This window comes from Kribbella endophytica (genome assembly GCF_054781295.1).
Window position 1 is genome coordinate 1,444,602 of sequence record NZ_BAAGUR010000001.1, and the last position, 13,106, is coordinate 1,457,707.

At 69.2% G+C, this 13,106-nt stretch carries 12 protein-coding genes; 5 read left to right on the forward strand and 7 right to left on the reverse strand.

Annotated elements, in window-relative coordinates; all coding sequences use genetic code 11:
* Positions 1 to 19: 19 nt before the first annotated feature.
* Positions 20 to 2,083, reverse strand: a complete 2,064-nt coding sequence (locus tag ACYVIO_RS06945) for a YhgE/Pip domain-containing protein (RefSeq protein WP_460649815.1) — start codon at positions 2,081 to 2,083, stop codon at positions 20 to 22.
* Positions 2,080 to 2,778, reverse strand: coding sequence for an ATP-binding cassette domain-containing protein (locus tag ACYVIO_RS06950; protein WP_460649816.1), 699 nt, complete (start codon positions 2,776 to 2,778; stop codon positions 2,080 to 2,082). The genes ACYVIO_RS06945 and ACYVIO_RS06950 overlap by 4 nt, the downstream gene beginning before the upstream one ends.
* Positions 2,779 to 2,837: 59 nt before the next feature.
* Here ACYVIO_RS06950 and ACYVIO_RS06955 point away from each other — a divergent pair, with 59 nt between their 5' ends.
* Positions 2,838 to 3,443 carry a TetR/AcrR family transcriptional regulator gene (locus ACYVIO_RS06955; protein ID WP_460649817.1) on the forward strand — a complete coding sequence of 202 codons (606 nt, stop codon included), beginning with the start codon at positions 2,838 to 2,840 and terminating at the stop codon, positions 3,441 to 3,443.
* On the opposite strand, the gene ACYVIO_RS06960 is transcribed toward ACYVIO_RS06955, so the two are convergent.
* Both ACYVIO_RS06960 and ACYVIO_RS06965 read right to left on the reverse strand, forming a co-directional pair.
* Positions 3,430 to 5,031, reverse strand: coding sequence for a molybdopterin-dependent oxidoreductase (locus tag ACYVIO_RS06960; RefSeq protein ID WP_460649818.1), 1,602 nt, complete (start codon positions 5,029 to 5,031; stop codon positions 3,430 to 3,432). The two genes, ACYVIO_RS06955 and ACYVIO_RS06960, sit on opposite strands and share 14 nt — an antisense overlap.
* 72 nt (positions 5,032 to 5,103) lie before the next feature.
* Positions 5,104 to 5,655, reverse strand: coding sequence for a MarR family winged helix-turn-helix transcriptional regulator (locus tag ACYVIO_RS06965; RefSeq protein ID WP_460649819.1), 552 nt, complete (start codon positions 5,653 to 5,655; stop codon positions 5,104 to 5,106).
* A gap of 207 nt (positions 5,656 to 5,862) precedes the next feature.
* On the opposite strand from ACYVIO_RS06965, the gene ACYVIO_RS06970 reads away from it, so the two are divergent.
* From ACYVIO_RS06970 to ACYVIO_RS06980, 3 genes are read left to right on the forward strand one after another with little or no spacing between them, the layout of a single operon-like run.
* Positions 5,863 to 6,648, forward strand: a complete 786-nt coding sequence (locus ACYVIO_RS06970; protein WP_460649820.1) for a hypothetical protein — start codon at positions 5,863 to 5,865, stop codon at positions 6,646 to 6,648.
* On the forward strand, positions 6,648 to 7,946 hold the full coding sequence (locus tag ACYVIO_RS06975) for a type IV secretion system protein (RefSeq protein ID WP_460649821.1): 1,299 nt from the start codon (positions 6,648 to 6,650) through the stop codon (positions 7,944 to 7,946). Before ACYVIO_RS06970 ends, ACYVIO_RS06975 begins: the two co-directional genes overlap by 1 nt.
* A 42-nt stretch (positions 7,947 to 7,988) precedes the next feature.
* Entirely contained in the window at positions 7,989 to 8,777 is a 789-nt protein-coding gene (locus ACYVIO_RS06980; RefSeq protein ID WP_460649822.1) for a metallophosphoesterase family protein, read from the forward strand.
* Between the two features lie 64 nt (positions 8,778 to 8,841).
* Here ACYVIO_RS06980 and ACYVIO_RS06985 read toward each other — a convergent pair whose 3' ends face one another.
* Positions 8,842 to 9,486, reverse strand: coding sequence for a GNAT family N-acetyltransferase (locus tag ACYVIO_RS06985; RefSeq protein ID WP_460649823.1), 645 nt, complete (start codon positions 9,484 to 9,486; stop codon positions 8,842 to 8,844).
* 222 nt (positions 9,487 to 9,708) lie between these two features.
* Here ACYVIO_RS06985 and ACYVIO_RS06990 point away from each other — a divergent pair, with 222 nt between their 5' ends.
* A complete protein-coding gene (locus tag ACYVIO_RS06990; protein ID WP_460649824.1) occupies positions 9,709 to 10,635 on the forward strand; it encodes a hydroxymethylglutaryl-CoA lyase in 927 nt (308 codons plus the stop codon).
* A 449-nt stretch (positions 10,636 to 11,084) separates the two neighbouring features.
* On the opposite strand, the gene ACYVIO_RS06995 is transcribed toward ACYVIO_RS06990, so the two are convergent.
* Positions 11,085 to 11,918: a helix-turn-helix transcriptional regulator gene (locus ACYVIO_RS06995; RefSeq protein ID WP_460649825.1), complete on the reverse strand. Its 834-nt coding sequence runs from the start codon at positions 11,916 to 11,918 to the stop codon at positions 11,085 to 11,087.
* A 281-nt stretch (positions 11,919 to 12,199) separates the two neighbouring features.
* Positions 12,200 to 12,895: an EcsC family protein gene (locus ACYVIO_RS07000; RefSeq protein ID WP_460649826.1), complete on the reverse strand. Its 696-nt coding sequence runs from the start codon at positions 12,893 to 12,895 to the stop codon at positions 12,200 to 12,202.
* Positions 12,896 to 13,106 lie beyond the last annotated feature (211 nt).

The window sequence follows — 13,106 nt, forward strand, 5'->3', positions numbered from 1 at the left end:
GGACCTACAGTGCGATCTCCTACAGGGCGATCTCCGGCTGCAGCTTCTTCGCGACCCACACCCGCTGCTTGCGGGCAGCGAGGCTGGAGGCGAACAACCCGGCGGCCAGCCACGCGGCCAGGACGAGCAGGTCCTTGCCGAGCGAGACCCCCGGGCCGCCGTACATCAGATGCCGTACGCCGTCGATGGCGTAGCTCATCGGCAGCACGTGGTGGAAGAAGTACAGCGGTGCCGGGATGGTCTGCCACGGGAACGTGCCGCCGGCGCTGACCAGCTGGATGACCATCAGGACCAGGCCGAGGAACTTGCCGATGGCACCGAACCAGGCCGACAGCGCGTGCAGGATCGCGACGAACGTGATCGACGTCAGCATCAGGAAACCGACAGTCAGCCAGGGGTGCGTGGCGTCGATGCCCAGCCCGATGATCACGATGGTGAAGACCAGCGCCGCCTGGATCGCGCCGAAGATCGCGGGCGGGAGCCAGCCGCCGAGGGCGACTCGGAACGGCGACTGCAGCGCGGCCAGGCCGCGCGGCGACAGCGGCCGGACCAGCAGGAACAGCACGTACGCGCCGATCCAGCAGGACAGGCTGAGGAAGAACGGCGCGAGTCCGGCGCCGTAACTGTCGGCGGTCGCCTGCGAGGTGTTCTTCAGGCCGACGGGAGCGCCGAGCGTTTCCGCGACGGCCTTGCGGGCCTCGGGCGACGGGTCCGGGATCTGCTTCGCGCCGTTGGTGAGGGCGGTGTTGAGCTGGGTCGCGCCGGTCTTCAGCTTGCTGACGCCGGTCGCCAGGCTGTTCACACCGGTCAGCAGTTGACCCTGCCCGGTGACGGCCTGCTGCTCGCCGGTCGCGAGCTGGGAAGCGCCGGTCTGCAGTTGGCCGACGCCTGTCTTCAGCGAGGTCGCGCCGGTCTTGAGCTTGGTCGCGCCCGAGGCCGCGCTACTGATGCCTGATGTCAGGGCCGGCGTCGCCGAGGACAGCGCCGCGGCGCCGTTCGAGACCTGCCGAGCGCCTGTGGCCAGCTGGTTGAGCTGCTTCGAGGTCGACTGGATCTTGGTATTCGCGGTAACGACCGGCGTCCGCAGCTTGGCGGTCTCGGCCAGGACCTGGTTGATCTGCGCCTGGGTGAATCCCTGCTGCTTCAGCCGCTGCGCCAGTCCGGCGTCGACCGTGGTCAGGTCCTTCAGCAGCGTGCTCGACGCGGTCGCCACCTGCCGGCCGACGTCCGCGATCTTCTCGTTGCCATCGGCAACTTGATCCGCGCCGGTCGCCAGCTGCTTGGTCTGCGCCGGCAGGCTTGCCGTCTTCGTCTTCAGGGTGCCGAGTCCGGTGCTCAACTGCCCGGCCCCGGTCGCCAGCTCACCGGCGCCCTTACCCGCGGAGGCCAAGCCGGTCGACAGCTTGGTCGCTCCGGCCGAGAGCTGCTTCTGCGCGTTGTTGAGCTGCGTCGCACCGGTCTGCAGCTTGACCACACCGGTGTTCGCCGAGGTCAGACCGCTCTGCAGCTGCCCGGCGCCGGTCGCCGCCTGGCTGATCTGCCCGTGGATCGTGCTGAACCCGGCCAGCAGCTTGCTCGCCGCGGTCTCGCTCACCTGCGCCGCGACGGTCTTGGTCACCTGGGCGACGACCTGGTTCGCGATCGTGTGCGCGAGGTAGTTGTTCGCGTCGTTCGTGGTCAGCTCGAGCATCGCCTGCCGTGGCGTGAACTCCGCGCTCGACGCGAGATCCGCCGAGAACGTCTTCGGCAGCACCAGCGCGAACTCGTACCGGCCGTCCGACACCCCCGCAGTCGCCTCGGCCCGGTCGACGCGGTGCCAGTCGAAGCTCTTCGAGTTCACCAGTTCGTCGGCGACCTGCGGCCCGACGGCGAGCTTCTCGCCGGTGGACAGCGTGGTGCCCGTGTCCTCGACGACGACGGCGGTCGGGACCTTGTCGAGCCGGCCGTACGGGTCGTGGTTCGCGTAGAGGTACAACCCGCCGTACAGCATCGGGACGCACAGCAGCGCGATCACCGCGAGCTTCGGCAGGCGCCCCGCGGTCAGTCGCCGCAGTTCGCTCAGAGCCATCCGGACGGCGGTCATACCAGGTCCTCGTCTTCCTCGATCTTCACGTCTTCGTCGGGTGCGACCTTGAGCGGCTCGACCTTCACCGGGTCGGGCTGGTTGACCGCGCCCATCTGCGCCGCCGGTACGCCGAGCAGCCGCGCCGAAGCGTCCGCACACGTCACCAGCACCGCGTAGCCGCGCGACGCCAGGTCCTTGCCCACGCCGTACCAGCTGTGCGGATCCCCGCCGAACCGGTCCGGCATCGTCAGGATCACCACGTTGACGTCGGGCCGCGCGACCGTCAGCTCCGCCAGCAGTCGAGTCCGTACGTCGACCGGCAGGTGCTCGAACCGCTTGTCCGCATGCTCAGCCGCTTCGTGCGACTCCAGCCAGGCCTGCACGGCCTTGCCGCCGGCCTTCCGCCCCGCGATCGCCAGCTCCTCGCCGACCACGGATTTCACCGGCAGCGCGTCGTCCGGCTCGGTGATCCCCGGTGCGTCGACCACGGCCACGCGCCGCCGCAGTACGGCGAGATCGCCCTTGCCGTCGAGCTTCACCTCGCCGCCGTCGGGCACGAGCCGCCCGGACAGGGCGAGGGACGCCGCGACGTGGCCGGGACCTGGGTAGCCGGTCAGCAGCACCAGCTCGTGGTCGCTGACGTCGACCGACGTCGCGTCCAGCAGTGGCGCGTGCGGACCGCGCACGCTGATCGCGTAGGCCCTGAGCTGCATCCGTCCAACCCCGTTTCAATACGGTTGTGTATCCAATACAGAACTGTATCCTATGACCTATGGAAACCCCGAAGCGCCGCCGCTCCGCCACCCGGGCCCGCCTGCTCGAAGGCGCGCTGGAGGTGTTCGCCGAGCGCGGGTTCCACGGCGCCTCGGTGGAGGACATCTGCGACCGGGCGGGCTTCACCCGCGGCGCCTTCTACTCCAACTTCGGCTCCAAGGACGAGCTGGTCCTGGCGCTGTTCGAGGCGACGACGGATCGGCTGCTGGAGCAGATCACCGCGCTGCTCCCGGAGTTGGCGAACCAGCCCGGCACCCTGCTGGACGCCGTACTCGGTCTGCTGGACGACGCCGCGCCCGATCAGCGGCAGTGGCACCTGATCTCCACGGAGTTCACTCTGCACGCGCTGCGCAGTCCCGAGGCGGCCGACGCGCTGATCCGGCAGCGCACGGTCTTCCGTCAACGTCTGACCGAGCTCGTCGAGGAGATCACCCGGACCAGCGAGCTACGCCTGAGCGTGCCCGCCGATCAGTTCGTCCGCCTGGTGATCGCGGTGCACGAAGGGGCTCGCGCCCAGAGCCTGCTCGAACCGGACGTCGTACCGGCCGGCTCGCTCGAGCACACCTTCCTGCCGATGGTGCTGGACGCGGTCAGCCGACCTTGATGTCCACGCTGTGCAGGCCGGTCGAGCCGTTCGGCGCGGGCGGCGCCTGGCTCTCGACCTGAGGGTTGCCCTTGGCATCGAATGCGCGGACCTGCAGGACGTGGTTGCCACGCGGCGCGTCCCAGCTCCAGTGCCACTGCCGCCAGGTGTCGGTCGACGGATCGGCGGCTAGCGTCGCCTCCTGCCACGCGCCGCCGTCCACGCGGACCTCGACCTTCGAGACGCCGACGTGCTGGTCCCACGCGACTCCGGCGACGGTGACCTGACCGGTCGAGGCCTTCGAGCGCGGTACGTCGATGCGCGACGACAGCTTGATCGGGCCGAGCTCGTCCCAGCCGCGTGGCGTCCAGTACGCCTCGAACTGGTCGAACCGGCTGACCTCGATGTCGGTCAGCCACTTGGTCGCGGACACGTACCCGTACAGGCCCGGTACGACGATCCGCACCGGGAACCCGTGCTCCAGCGGCAGCGGCTGGCCGTTCATCGCGAACGCGAGCATCGACTCCCGGTCGTCGGTCAGCGTGCTGATCGGCGTACCGGCGGTGAATCCGTCCTTCGACGTCGACAGGATCGCGTCGGCGTCCTTGGACGGGCCCGCCTCGGCGAGCAGGTCCTTCAGCAGGACGCCGGACCAGAGCGCGTTGCCGATCAGGTCGCCGCCGACCTCGTTGCTCACGCAGGTCAGCGTCACCCACTTGTGCACGACCTGGCGCTTCAGCAGGTCGGCGAAGCTGAACTCGAGCTCGCGGTCGACCATGCCGTGGATCTTGAGCCGCCAGTCGGCGGGCATGATCAGCGGGACGGACAGCGCGGTGTCGATCCGGTAGAACTCGTCGTTCGGCGTCGCCCACGCGACAGCCCCAGGAGCCTGTACGCCGGCCGGCGGGTCGAGGCTCGGCGGCGTCGGGATGCCCAGTCCCTCGCGGGCTTCGGCGACCGCGGCGCGGTGGCCGCCCGCAACCTTGCCCAGGGCACCGATCGCGACGGTGCCGATGGCGACGCCTCCGGCCAGCTGAAGGAATCCGCGGCGACTCACGCCGTCGTCCTCGTGGAGTTCGGTCAGGCGGTTCGAGAAGAGTCTCAGCAGCAGGAGCGCGACGATCCCGGCGACCATCGACGGGACGAACCCGGTCTGGCCGGAGTCGGGCCGGGTCGCGGCGGCGATGACGGCGACGCCGGCCAGGACGATGACGACGGCCGCGCCCGCGGCGTACCGGCGTACGGCGAGAATGCCGCCGAGGGCGGCCAGCGCGAGCAGCACGACCAGGATGCCGGCCCGGAGCGCGGTCTTGTCGTGCGTGCCGAAGAGGTTGATCGCCAGGTCCTTGAGCCACGGCGGCACGCGATCGATGAAGGCGGAGCCGATCGCGACCACGGGAGTCTGGCGGGTGCCGAGCAGAGCAGCGGCGACGCTGCCGGCGGCGAGGCCTGCGAGAGCGGCGAGTACGCCGCCGAGCGCGGCGCGGACGAAGAGACCGCGGCGGCCGCGGGGTTCGAGCTCGCGTGAACCGCGATCACCCGGATGCGGACCACCAGGACGGTCGGACATCGCGAGTGGTGCACCGGTCGGGACCTGAGGATGGTTCACAGCTCAACTGTCCCGCTCGGTGGCGCCCGGCACCAGCCGGGCGCCACATCCGTTAGGAGCGGGTAATGCGGGTCAGATGCGGTTGGGGCTGACCGGCGGGAGGCCGGGTCGGCCGTTGGGCCAGCGACGAGCGTTGTCCCGCACCCGCCGGAGCCGGCCGAGCACGAGATCGCGCTCGTCGGCCAGTTGGGACATCCACAGGCTGTCGATCTCCAGGAGGTGGTCGGGCAGCGCTTCGCGCAGCCGTCGCTTTCCTTCCTCCGTGAGAACCGCGAACGAACCGCGGGCATCGTCGGGACAGGGCTCCCGACGTACCAGACCGAGGTTCTCGGCGCGGTCGACCAGCCGGGTGATGCCGCCGGTGGTGACGGTCAACTCCCGGGCGAGTGAGGTAAGACGCTGCTTCTCCCCGTGGCTACGGGCAAGCCGCAGCAACAGTTCGAACATTGCCATTTGCAGACCACTGCGCTTCAGGGAATGGCGCATCAGATGATCGAGTTCGGCTGCTGCTTCACGCAGCAGGCCGTACGCGGTGATCACGTCGCTTTCCCAGGGTTCGGCGACGGGAGTGGGGTCTGCATCGGCGAGCGCTAGGGGCGAGCTAAGCGTAGGCGCGATGGTCATGCGCGGACTCTATTAGCTGACTAGGTCACTTCGCTACACGGGGTGACCTTTCGGCTACAGGTCGAGACACGATCGAAGGATTTCCGAGCGTGACCCAGACCACTCCACGCCGTAACTTGCCCCGCCCTGTGGATAACTTCCGCGGCGGTTCCCCGATCTTTGCCAGCCTAGAACCACCAGCACCACCACACCGACCGGGGGCCCCAGATGACCGACCAGGAAGCCACATCGCCCTACACCCGAGGCTTCGTAGCCGCCGCCATAGTCCTAGGCGCAGTCCTCATCTGCGGCACCCTCATCCTCTTCACGGGCCCCGATGGCAAGAACTCGCCACCCGTCGCCACCACCTCTGGCACCACCTCTCCAGGCAACTCGTCTTCAACTGTTTTCCCTCCGGCCGCAGCGACCCCAACCCCCGCGACCTCCCCGGCCGCATCCCCACAAACCTCAACCACAGCGAACACCTGCAACCTCCCGGACACCGACCAAACCATCCCAACAAAAGCCCCACCAACAGACGGCTGGGAAGTCAGCCGCCGAGTAGTAGTCCCCCGCTCAACCACCTACGGCCCAGGAACAACAGACGACGACGGCTTCAGAAGATGCTTCGCCCACTCACCCACGGGCGCCGTCTACGCCGCCTACAACGCCATCGCAGCCCTCGGCGACCAGCACCAAGCCATCCAAACCACCAAGAAACTCATGCTCCCCAGCCAAGACACCACCACCCTCCTCACCAAACTCAAATCCGAAAAGCCAACAGACGGACCAGCAGCCCAACTAGCCGGCTATCGAATCCTCGACGCCACAGAAGACCGAGTGACCGTCGTACTGGCCCTCCCCGTGGAGGAGGAGTACATGAGCGCCAACCTCACCCTCGTCTGGCACGACGACGACTGGCGCGTCGTCCCACCCAAACCAGGCGACACGTTCGGCGCCCCGTTCTCCCAGCACCGCGACCTCGACGACTTCGTCACCTGGAAGGGACTCTGATGTGCAGCCCAGTGGACGTGCCCTGCGGTATCAAAGAGGGCTTCGCCTCGATGGTCACCAACCAGTTCGACCTCCTCGCCACCAAGCTCGGTGACCTCGCAACCTCAGGCCTGCAAGCGGTCTCGACGTTCTGGATCACGAACGACGACGTCCAGCCCGCCGCGATCGCCACCCAGCACGGCAACACCTGGACGCCCAGCGAGCCGGTCGCCCTCCTGCACGGCCACACGATGACTCTCTCGATCACCGTCTTCGTGATCGCGGTCATCATCGCGGGCATGCGTACGGCGTGGGAGCAGCGAGCCGAACCGCTCCGCGACCTGCTCAAGTCGACCTTGACCCTCGTCGTGGTCGCCGGCGCCGGTACGGCGGTCATCCAACTCCTGGTGGAGATCTCGGACGGCATCTCGCTGGCCATCATCAAGGACGCGCGATTCGACACGGCCTCGGACCAGGCGGTCGGCGAGGCGCTGTTCCAAGGCATCAGCCTCTCCAAAGCCACCGCGGACTTCCCATTGGTCGCCGCGATGTTCTTCGCCGTCGCGGTCTTCATGGCGTCCGTCGTCCAGGTGATCCTCCTGCTGATCCGTTCGGCGATGCTCGTCCTCCTCGCCGGTACGTTCCCGCTGGCAGCAGCCGCGACGAACACGGAGGTCGGCAAGGCCTGGTTCCGCAAGTACTGCGGCTGGGTCCTCGCCTTCGTCGCCTACAAACCCGCCGCGGCGCTGGTCTATGCAGCGGCGATCAAGATGACCGACGCGGGCCTCCGGCAGCAGACCGGCAACACCCTCGTCAACGCGATGGGCGGCCTGATGATGATGCTCCTCGCCGTCTTCGCCCTCCCCGCGCTGCTCCGCCTCGTCGTACCAGTCACCGCAGCCGTAGCCGGCGGTGCCGCAGGCAGCGGCTCGACCCTCGCCGATCCAGGCGGCCTGGCCACCGGCGCCATCAACGCCGGCCGAGGCGCCCTGGGCGCCGGCTCCGGCGGAGGAGGCCGCAGCGGCGGCGGAGGTGGAGGCGGCGGAGGTGGCGGCGGTGCTCTGAAGGGCGCGGCCTCCGGCGCCATCGGCGTAGGCCTGGCAGCAGGCGGCGCCGCGATGACCGGCACCAAGAAGGCAGGCGGTGCCCTGGCCGGCGCAGCTGCCCACTCGGCCGGCGAATCAGGCGGCGGTACCCCCACCTCCGGCACGGGCGGCGGGGGCCGAGGCTGGAGCACCTCCCGCCGCCCGAAGCCCAGCAAGTCCTCCAGCACAGAGTCCGCCCCCGTCCCCGCAGGCCCCAGTGGCAGCAACCGCTGACCCCGCCGTACGAAGACCCTGTGAACCACGGAGGATGGCCGCATGCCCTTGGAACGTATCGCCCTGATCTCCGACGTCCACGGCAACCTCACCGCACTGGAGGCAGTGCTCGCCGACATCAGGTCACGCGGTATCCAGCGGATCTTCAACCTCGGCGACTACGTCGGCAAAGGACCCCGCGGCCAAGCGGTGGTCGATCTGTGCCAAGAGGCCTGCGAGGTCAACATCCTCGGCAACTGGGACGACTTCCTCCCCGACCCCGACCGCACGGACGACAACGAATCCATGCGCTGGTGGAAGAACGAGCTCCGCGAAGACCAGTGGAAGTGGCTGCGCGAACTCCCGTTCAGCCACGACTTCCTCCTCAGCGGCCGCCAGATCCGCCTCTTCCACGCCTCCGCCGGCACCGTCCACCACCGGGTCAGGTTCGACCACGACGAGCAGGAGTTCCTCGGCATGTTCGAGAACACTCCCGCGACCGGTGACGGCCCACTGCCCACCGTCGTCGGGTACGGCGACACGCATGACGCCTTCTACGAGGTCGACCTCGACCGCACCCTCTTCAACACCGGCAGCGTCGGCAACAGCCTCGGCGACATCACGCCTGTCTACGTCATCCTCGAAGGCGTTCCCGACTCACCGGACCCGGCGCCCTTCTCCATCCAGTTCGTCCGGGTCCCGTACGACGCCGCGGCCGAGCTCGAGATCGCCCGCAGCCTCGGCATGCCCGAGCTGGCCGGCTACGAGTCCGAGATCATCCACGGCGTCTACCGCGGCGATCTCTACAGCAACACGACCCCGACGTACCACCGCCCGCCGCACCCGGCCTGACTGCGACCTAGTCGGCCAGCTCGCGTCGTACCGGTGTTGCCGTCCGAGGTACCGGCCCACTCGGTCAGCGGACGAGCAAGGCCTCCGAGCCGACCGGCACGTATCCGGCGGCCAGGAACATGCGGAGCGACGCGGCATTGCCCGGCGTCACCTGAGCCCAGATGTGGGTATCCACCGGGACGAGAGCCCGAGCTGCCCGTGCCAGGTGTCGCCCGATGCCTCGCCCGCGCGAGCCCTCGGTGACCTCCAGCGCGACCTCCTGCCGCCCGGCGAGCCCGAGGCCGGTGAGCACTAGACCGCCGTCGGACGTCGTGTACGCCCGCACCTCGTCGCGATACCGCCGAGCTCGCCGGATCCTCGGGTGCGACTCGTCCGTGAACGGCGTCAGCCCCGCGACCAGCTCGGCGCGCTCGGCCTCATCAGCGATCGCCGGCGCGAGCAGCATCGCGTCGATGCCGTTGACCTCGCGCCCGGTGAACTGTTCGAGCGCGTGCAGGAACGGCGGGTTGAGCGGAGCGGCCAGGTCGGTCAGGTCGAGGTGTTCGGCGATCCACTCCGGCGTGACGTCCGCGGCGACGACGAGATGCCCGGTCAGCCCGATCACGCAGGTCTCCCGCGCCGACGGCGCCGGTACGACGGACGTCGCCAGATCGGGGTCAGGGAACACCCCGTCCTCGATCCCGCGCAGAATGTCAGCCAGAGTTGTCATCACGAGCCATTCTGGAACAGAGCCCGCCCCGAACCGGAGGACACCCCTCCACCTTCGAGGCGAGCCGCACCACCGAGGCCCGGCCCACCCGCCGAGCCTCACGAGCGAGGATCGAGGACCGGCCCACCGGCTGGTCGAGACCAGAGGCATGATCGGGCGGACGACGAGTCCGGGGATCTGCCGAGCGGGTTCGCCGTACGGCGAACCGGGATGGAGGCAAGGGTGCGGAAGCCGCAGCGGGCGACGGTCGACGGGCTGCCGGAGCGGGTGACGATCTACGAGGTCGGGCCGCGGGACGGGCTGCAGAACGAGGACGCGATCGTCGACGTCGCCGTGAAGGCCGAGTTCGTACGGCGGCTCGCCGACGCGGGCCTGACCACGATCGAGACGACCAGCTTCGTGCATCCCAAGTGGGTTCCCCAGCTCGCCGACGCGGCCGAGCTGCTGAAGCTGATCGAGTTGCCGGACGCCGTACGGGCACCTGTTCTGGTCCCGAACGAACGCGGCCTCGACCGCGCGCTCGAAGCCGGCGTCCGGGAGATCGCGATCTTCGCCAGCGCCACCGAGACGTTCGCGCAGAAGAACCTGAACTCGACCCTCGACGACCAGTTCGCGATGTTCACCCCGACGGTCGAGCGCGCGCTCGCGGCCGGTCTGGCGGTCCGCGGCTACGTCTCGATGTGTTACGGCGACCCGTGGGAGGGCGACGTACCGGTCGAGCAGGTCGTCGCCGTCACCAAGCGCCTCGCCGACCTCGGCTGCCACGAACTCTCCCTCGGCGACACCATCGGCGTCGCCACGCCCGGTCAGGTTGTCGACCTCATCACCGGCCTGCAGCAGGCAGGCGTCGGCGTGGACCAACTGGCCGTCCACTTCCACGACACGTACGGGCAGGCACTCGCCAACACCCTCACGGCACTCCGCGAAGGCGTCACCGTCGTCGACAGCTCAGCAGGCGGCCTCGGCGGCTGCCCGTACGCCGAGTCCGCCACCGGCAACCTCGCCACCGAAGACCTCGTCTGGCAACTCGACGGCCTGGGCATCCAAACCGGCGTAGACCTCGAGAAGCTGGTCGCCACCAGCGTCTGGATGTCGAAGCAACTAGGCAAACCCACCGCCAGCCGAGTAGTCCAAGCCCTCGCCGGCTAGCCCGGAAGCCACCCGCTCAAGCCCACCCGACGACGCCAAGCACTCCGGCCTCCTCCCTCGCTGAAACCACACAAGTACCGGCCATCGAGTCGCTGGCCGGTACTTGATAGACATCGGCGGGTCGAGGCCGACACCACAAGTACGCCACCGATTCGCTGGCCGGTACTTGAAAGACGTCGCCGGGTCGAGGCCGACACCTCACAAGTACCGGCCATCGAGTCGCTGGCGGGTGCTTGAAAGACGTCGCCGGGTCGAGGCCGACACCAACAAGTACCGGCCACTGAGTCGCTGGTCGGTACTTGAAAGACGTCGGCGGGTCGAGGCCGATACCTCACAAGTACCGGCCACCGAATCGCTGGTCGGTACTTGATAGGCCTCGGCGGGTTGAGGCCCTCGCGGGCTGCACGGACTTCGCGCGATCTGGTCGACCCCGCGCCCTGCCTCGCCGCTCACCGGGCCGCCGGCTCCAGGCGGGTTAGAGGCAAGCGCTCGCGGGTGAGCTCGTCAGACGGCGTCTCCACGAACATCACCAGGTCGGGATGCGCAGGCACAGCCAGCTCCGTCACCGTGAAGTGGAGCTCGCCGGCGGCCGGGTGGACGACATGGCGCGGCCGCGGCGCGCACTCGGCGACCTCGTGGCGGGACCACAGGGTGTCGAATTCCGGGCTGACCGCACGCAATCGGTCGATGTCGGTTTCCCACGCGGGGTCGCCGATGTGTTCGCCGTACGCCGAGCGCAGGCGGCCCACCAGGTATGGCACCTCGGTGTCGTAGTTCAGCAGCTGTTGCCGGGCGAGCGGTTCGGTGACGATGCACCACAGCAGGTTCTTGTGGACGCACGGCAGCGTGTGCCAGTCGTGGAACAGGTCGGCGAACGCGTCGTTCGTCTGCAGGATGTCGAACCGCCGGTTGGTGATCACCGTTGGCAGCGGATCGAGTGCCGTGACGATCTCGGCCATCACCAGCTCGTTCGCGCAGACGCCGGCGCGCGGCGGCCGTGCGGGCGTCGCCTCGGCCAGCCGATACAGGTGTTCGCGCTCGACATCGCTCAGCCCGAGCGTCGTCGCGACCGCGTCGAGGACCTGGCCGCTCACGTTGATCGGCCGGCCCTGCTCGAGCCACGTGTACCAAGTGACGCCGACGCCGGCCAGCTGGGCGAGCTCCTCGCGGCGCAGTCCCGGCGTACGACGACGCCCGCCCGCGGGCAGGCCGACGGCACCGGGGGCGACCTGGGCGCGCCGCGCCTTCAGGAACTCCCCGAGCTCAGCCCGGCGATTGCTCACCAGAAGATCGTCGCACCGCCCGCCGACACTTTCACCGGGGTTTCGCAGACGACCACGATCCGGTCAGCCCAGCCGGCACCTACGTCTCGCTGGGCCCCGACCTGACGGAGGACGTGCTGATCACCGGCGCCGGGCTGATCGGGATCATGGCCGCGTCGGCTCCCCCGACGTATTCAAGCCAAGGCGGCCCGGCGCCGGCTCGGTCGGATCCGAACAACGCCTGTACGGCCAGGGCAACATGGTCGCGGTCGAGCCGACCGGCCGGGCGATGGCCGGCGCGACTACGGCTCGATCGGGCGGCGGATGCGGCGGACCAGGCTCTTGTCGGCGTACTGGCCGATCCGGTACGTCGACCAGCCGTCGACCCCACCACCGACAACCCCGCCGAGCAGCGGAACCCGTCGCGTCACCGTGATCGCCATCCGCTTGCCGCTGACGCGCGCGATCAGCTCGGCGACCACTTCACCGGCGACCAGGCGGTCGAGCTCCGGATCGAAGACCGGCGCCGTCGCGATCCCGAGCGGGGACGTCGGCAGGCTCGCCTTCTTCAGCCGGTCGGTCACCCCGTCCTCACCGAGCAGGCAGGTGATCACCGCGGTCCGCACTCGCGGATCGCCGAGGTCGTACCCGCGCAGGTGCGCGATCGACGCGACCATCCGCGCCTGCACTATCGCCAGGCCGGTCAGGTTCGCGGGCAGAGCGACCGGGAGCGTCACCAGTCCGCCGATGCTCGTGACGAACCCCTGCACCCCGGCGAGCCGGATGTGCTGGTCGATCACGGCCTCGATCGCGACCGCGACGTCGTCGCCGGACTTGGCCAGCTTGGTCTCGGCGATCTTCTCCGCGCCGGGGAACCGCTGGTACCCGTCGATCGCGATCTCCAGGACCTGGCGGAGGATCCCGGCCGCGGCCTGCGGCGCGAACCGCTGGGCAGCGGGCGCGAGACTGCTGGCGACGAACCTTGCTACTCCGGCCACGGTTCTCCTCGAGGCTTGGGTACCACGCACCCACCCGGCCTCCGCGGGCGGCGCACTTTCAAGACTACGTGCCCATCCACCACACGCCACTCCGGAACAACCCGGGCCACGCCCTGGACCTCCAGCCGCCGGCAGATCCGGTACGACGCTCGCCCGTGACCAGCGCCTGGTCGGTCAGCTGGCCGGCGAGAGATTCCAGTACGACGCTCGC

Bases quoted from the DNA above. Each gene is read 5' to 3' on its own strand.
- ACYVIO_RS06970 (WP_460649820.1), top strand. From the start codon at position 5,863: ATGACCGACCAGGAAGCCACATCGCCCTACACCCGAGGCTTCGTAGCC.
- ACYVIO_RS06950 (WP_460649816.1), bottom strand. From the start codon at position 2,778: ATGCAGCTCAGGGCCTACGCGATCAGCGTGCGCGGTCCGCACGCGCCA.
- ACYVIO_RS06955 (WP_460649817.1), top strand. From the start codon at position 2,838: ATGGAAACCCCGAAGCGCCGCCGCTCCGCCACCCGGGCCCGCCTGCTC.
- ACYVIO_RS06975 (WP_460649821.1), top strand. From the start codon at position 6,648: ATGTGCAGCCCAGTGGACGTGCCCTGCGGTATCAAAGAGGGCTTCGCC.
- ACYVIO_RS06985 (WP_460649823.1), bottom strand. From the start codon at position 9,486: ATGACAACTCTGGCTGACATTCTGCGCGGGATCGAGGACGGGGTGTTC.
- ACYVIO_RS06965 (WP_460649819.1), bottom strand. From the start codon at position 5,655: ATGACCATCGCGCCTACGCTTAGCTCGCCCCTAGCGCTCGCCGATGCA.
- ACYVIO_RS06945 (WP_460649815.1), bottom strand. From the start codon at position 2,083: ATGACCGCCGTCCGGATGGCTCTGAGCGAACTGCGGCGACTGACCGCG.
- ACYVIO_RS06980 (WP_460649822.1), top strand. From the start codon at position 7,989: ATGCCCTTGGAACGTATCGCCCTGATCTCCGACGTCCACGGCAACCTC.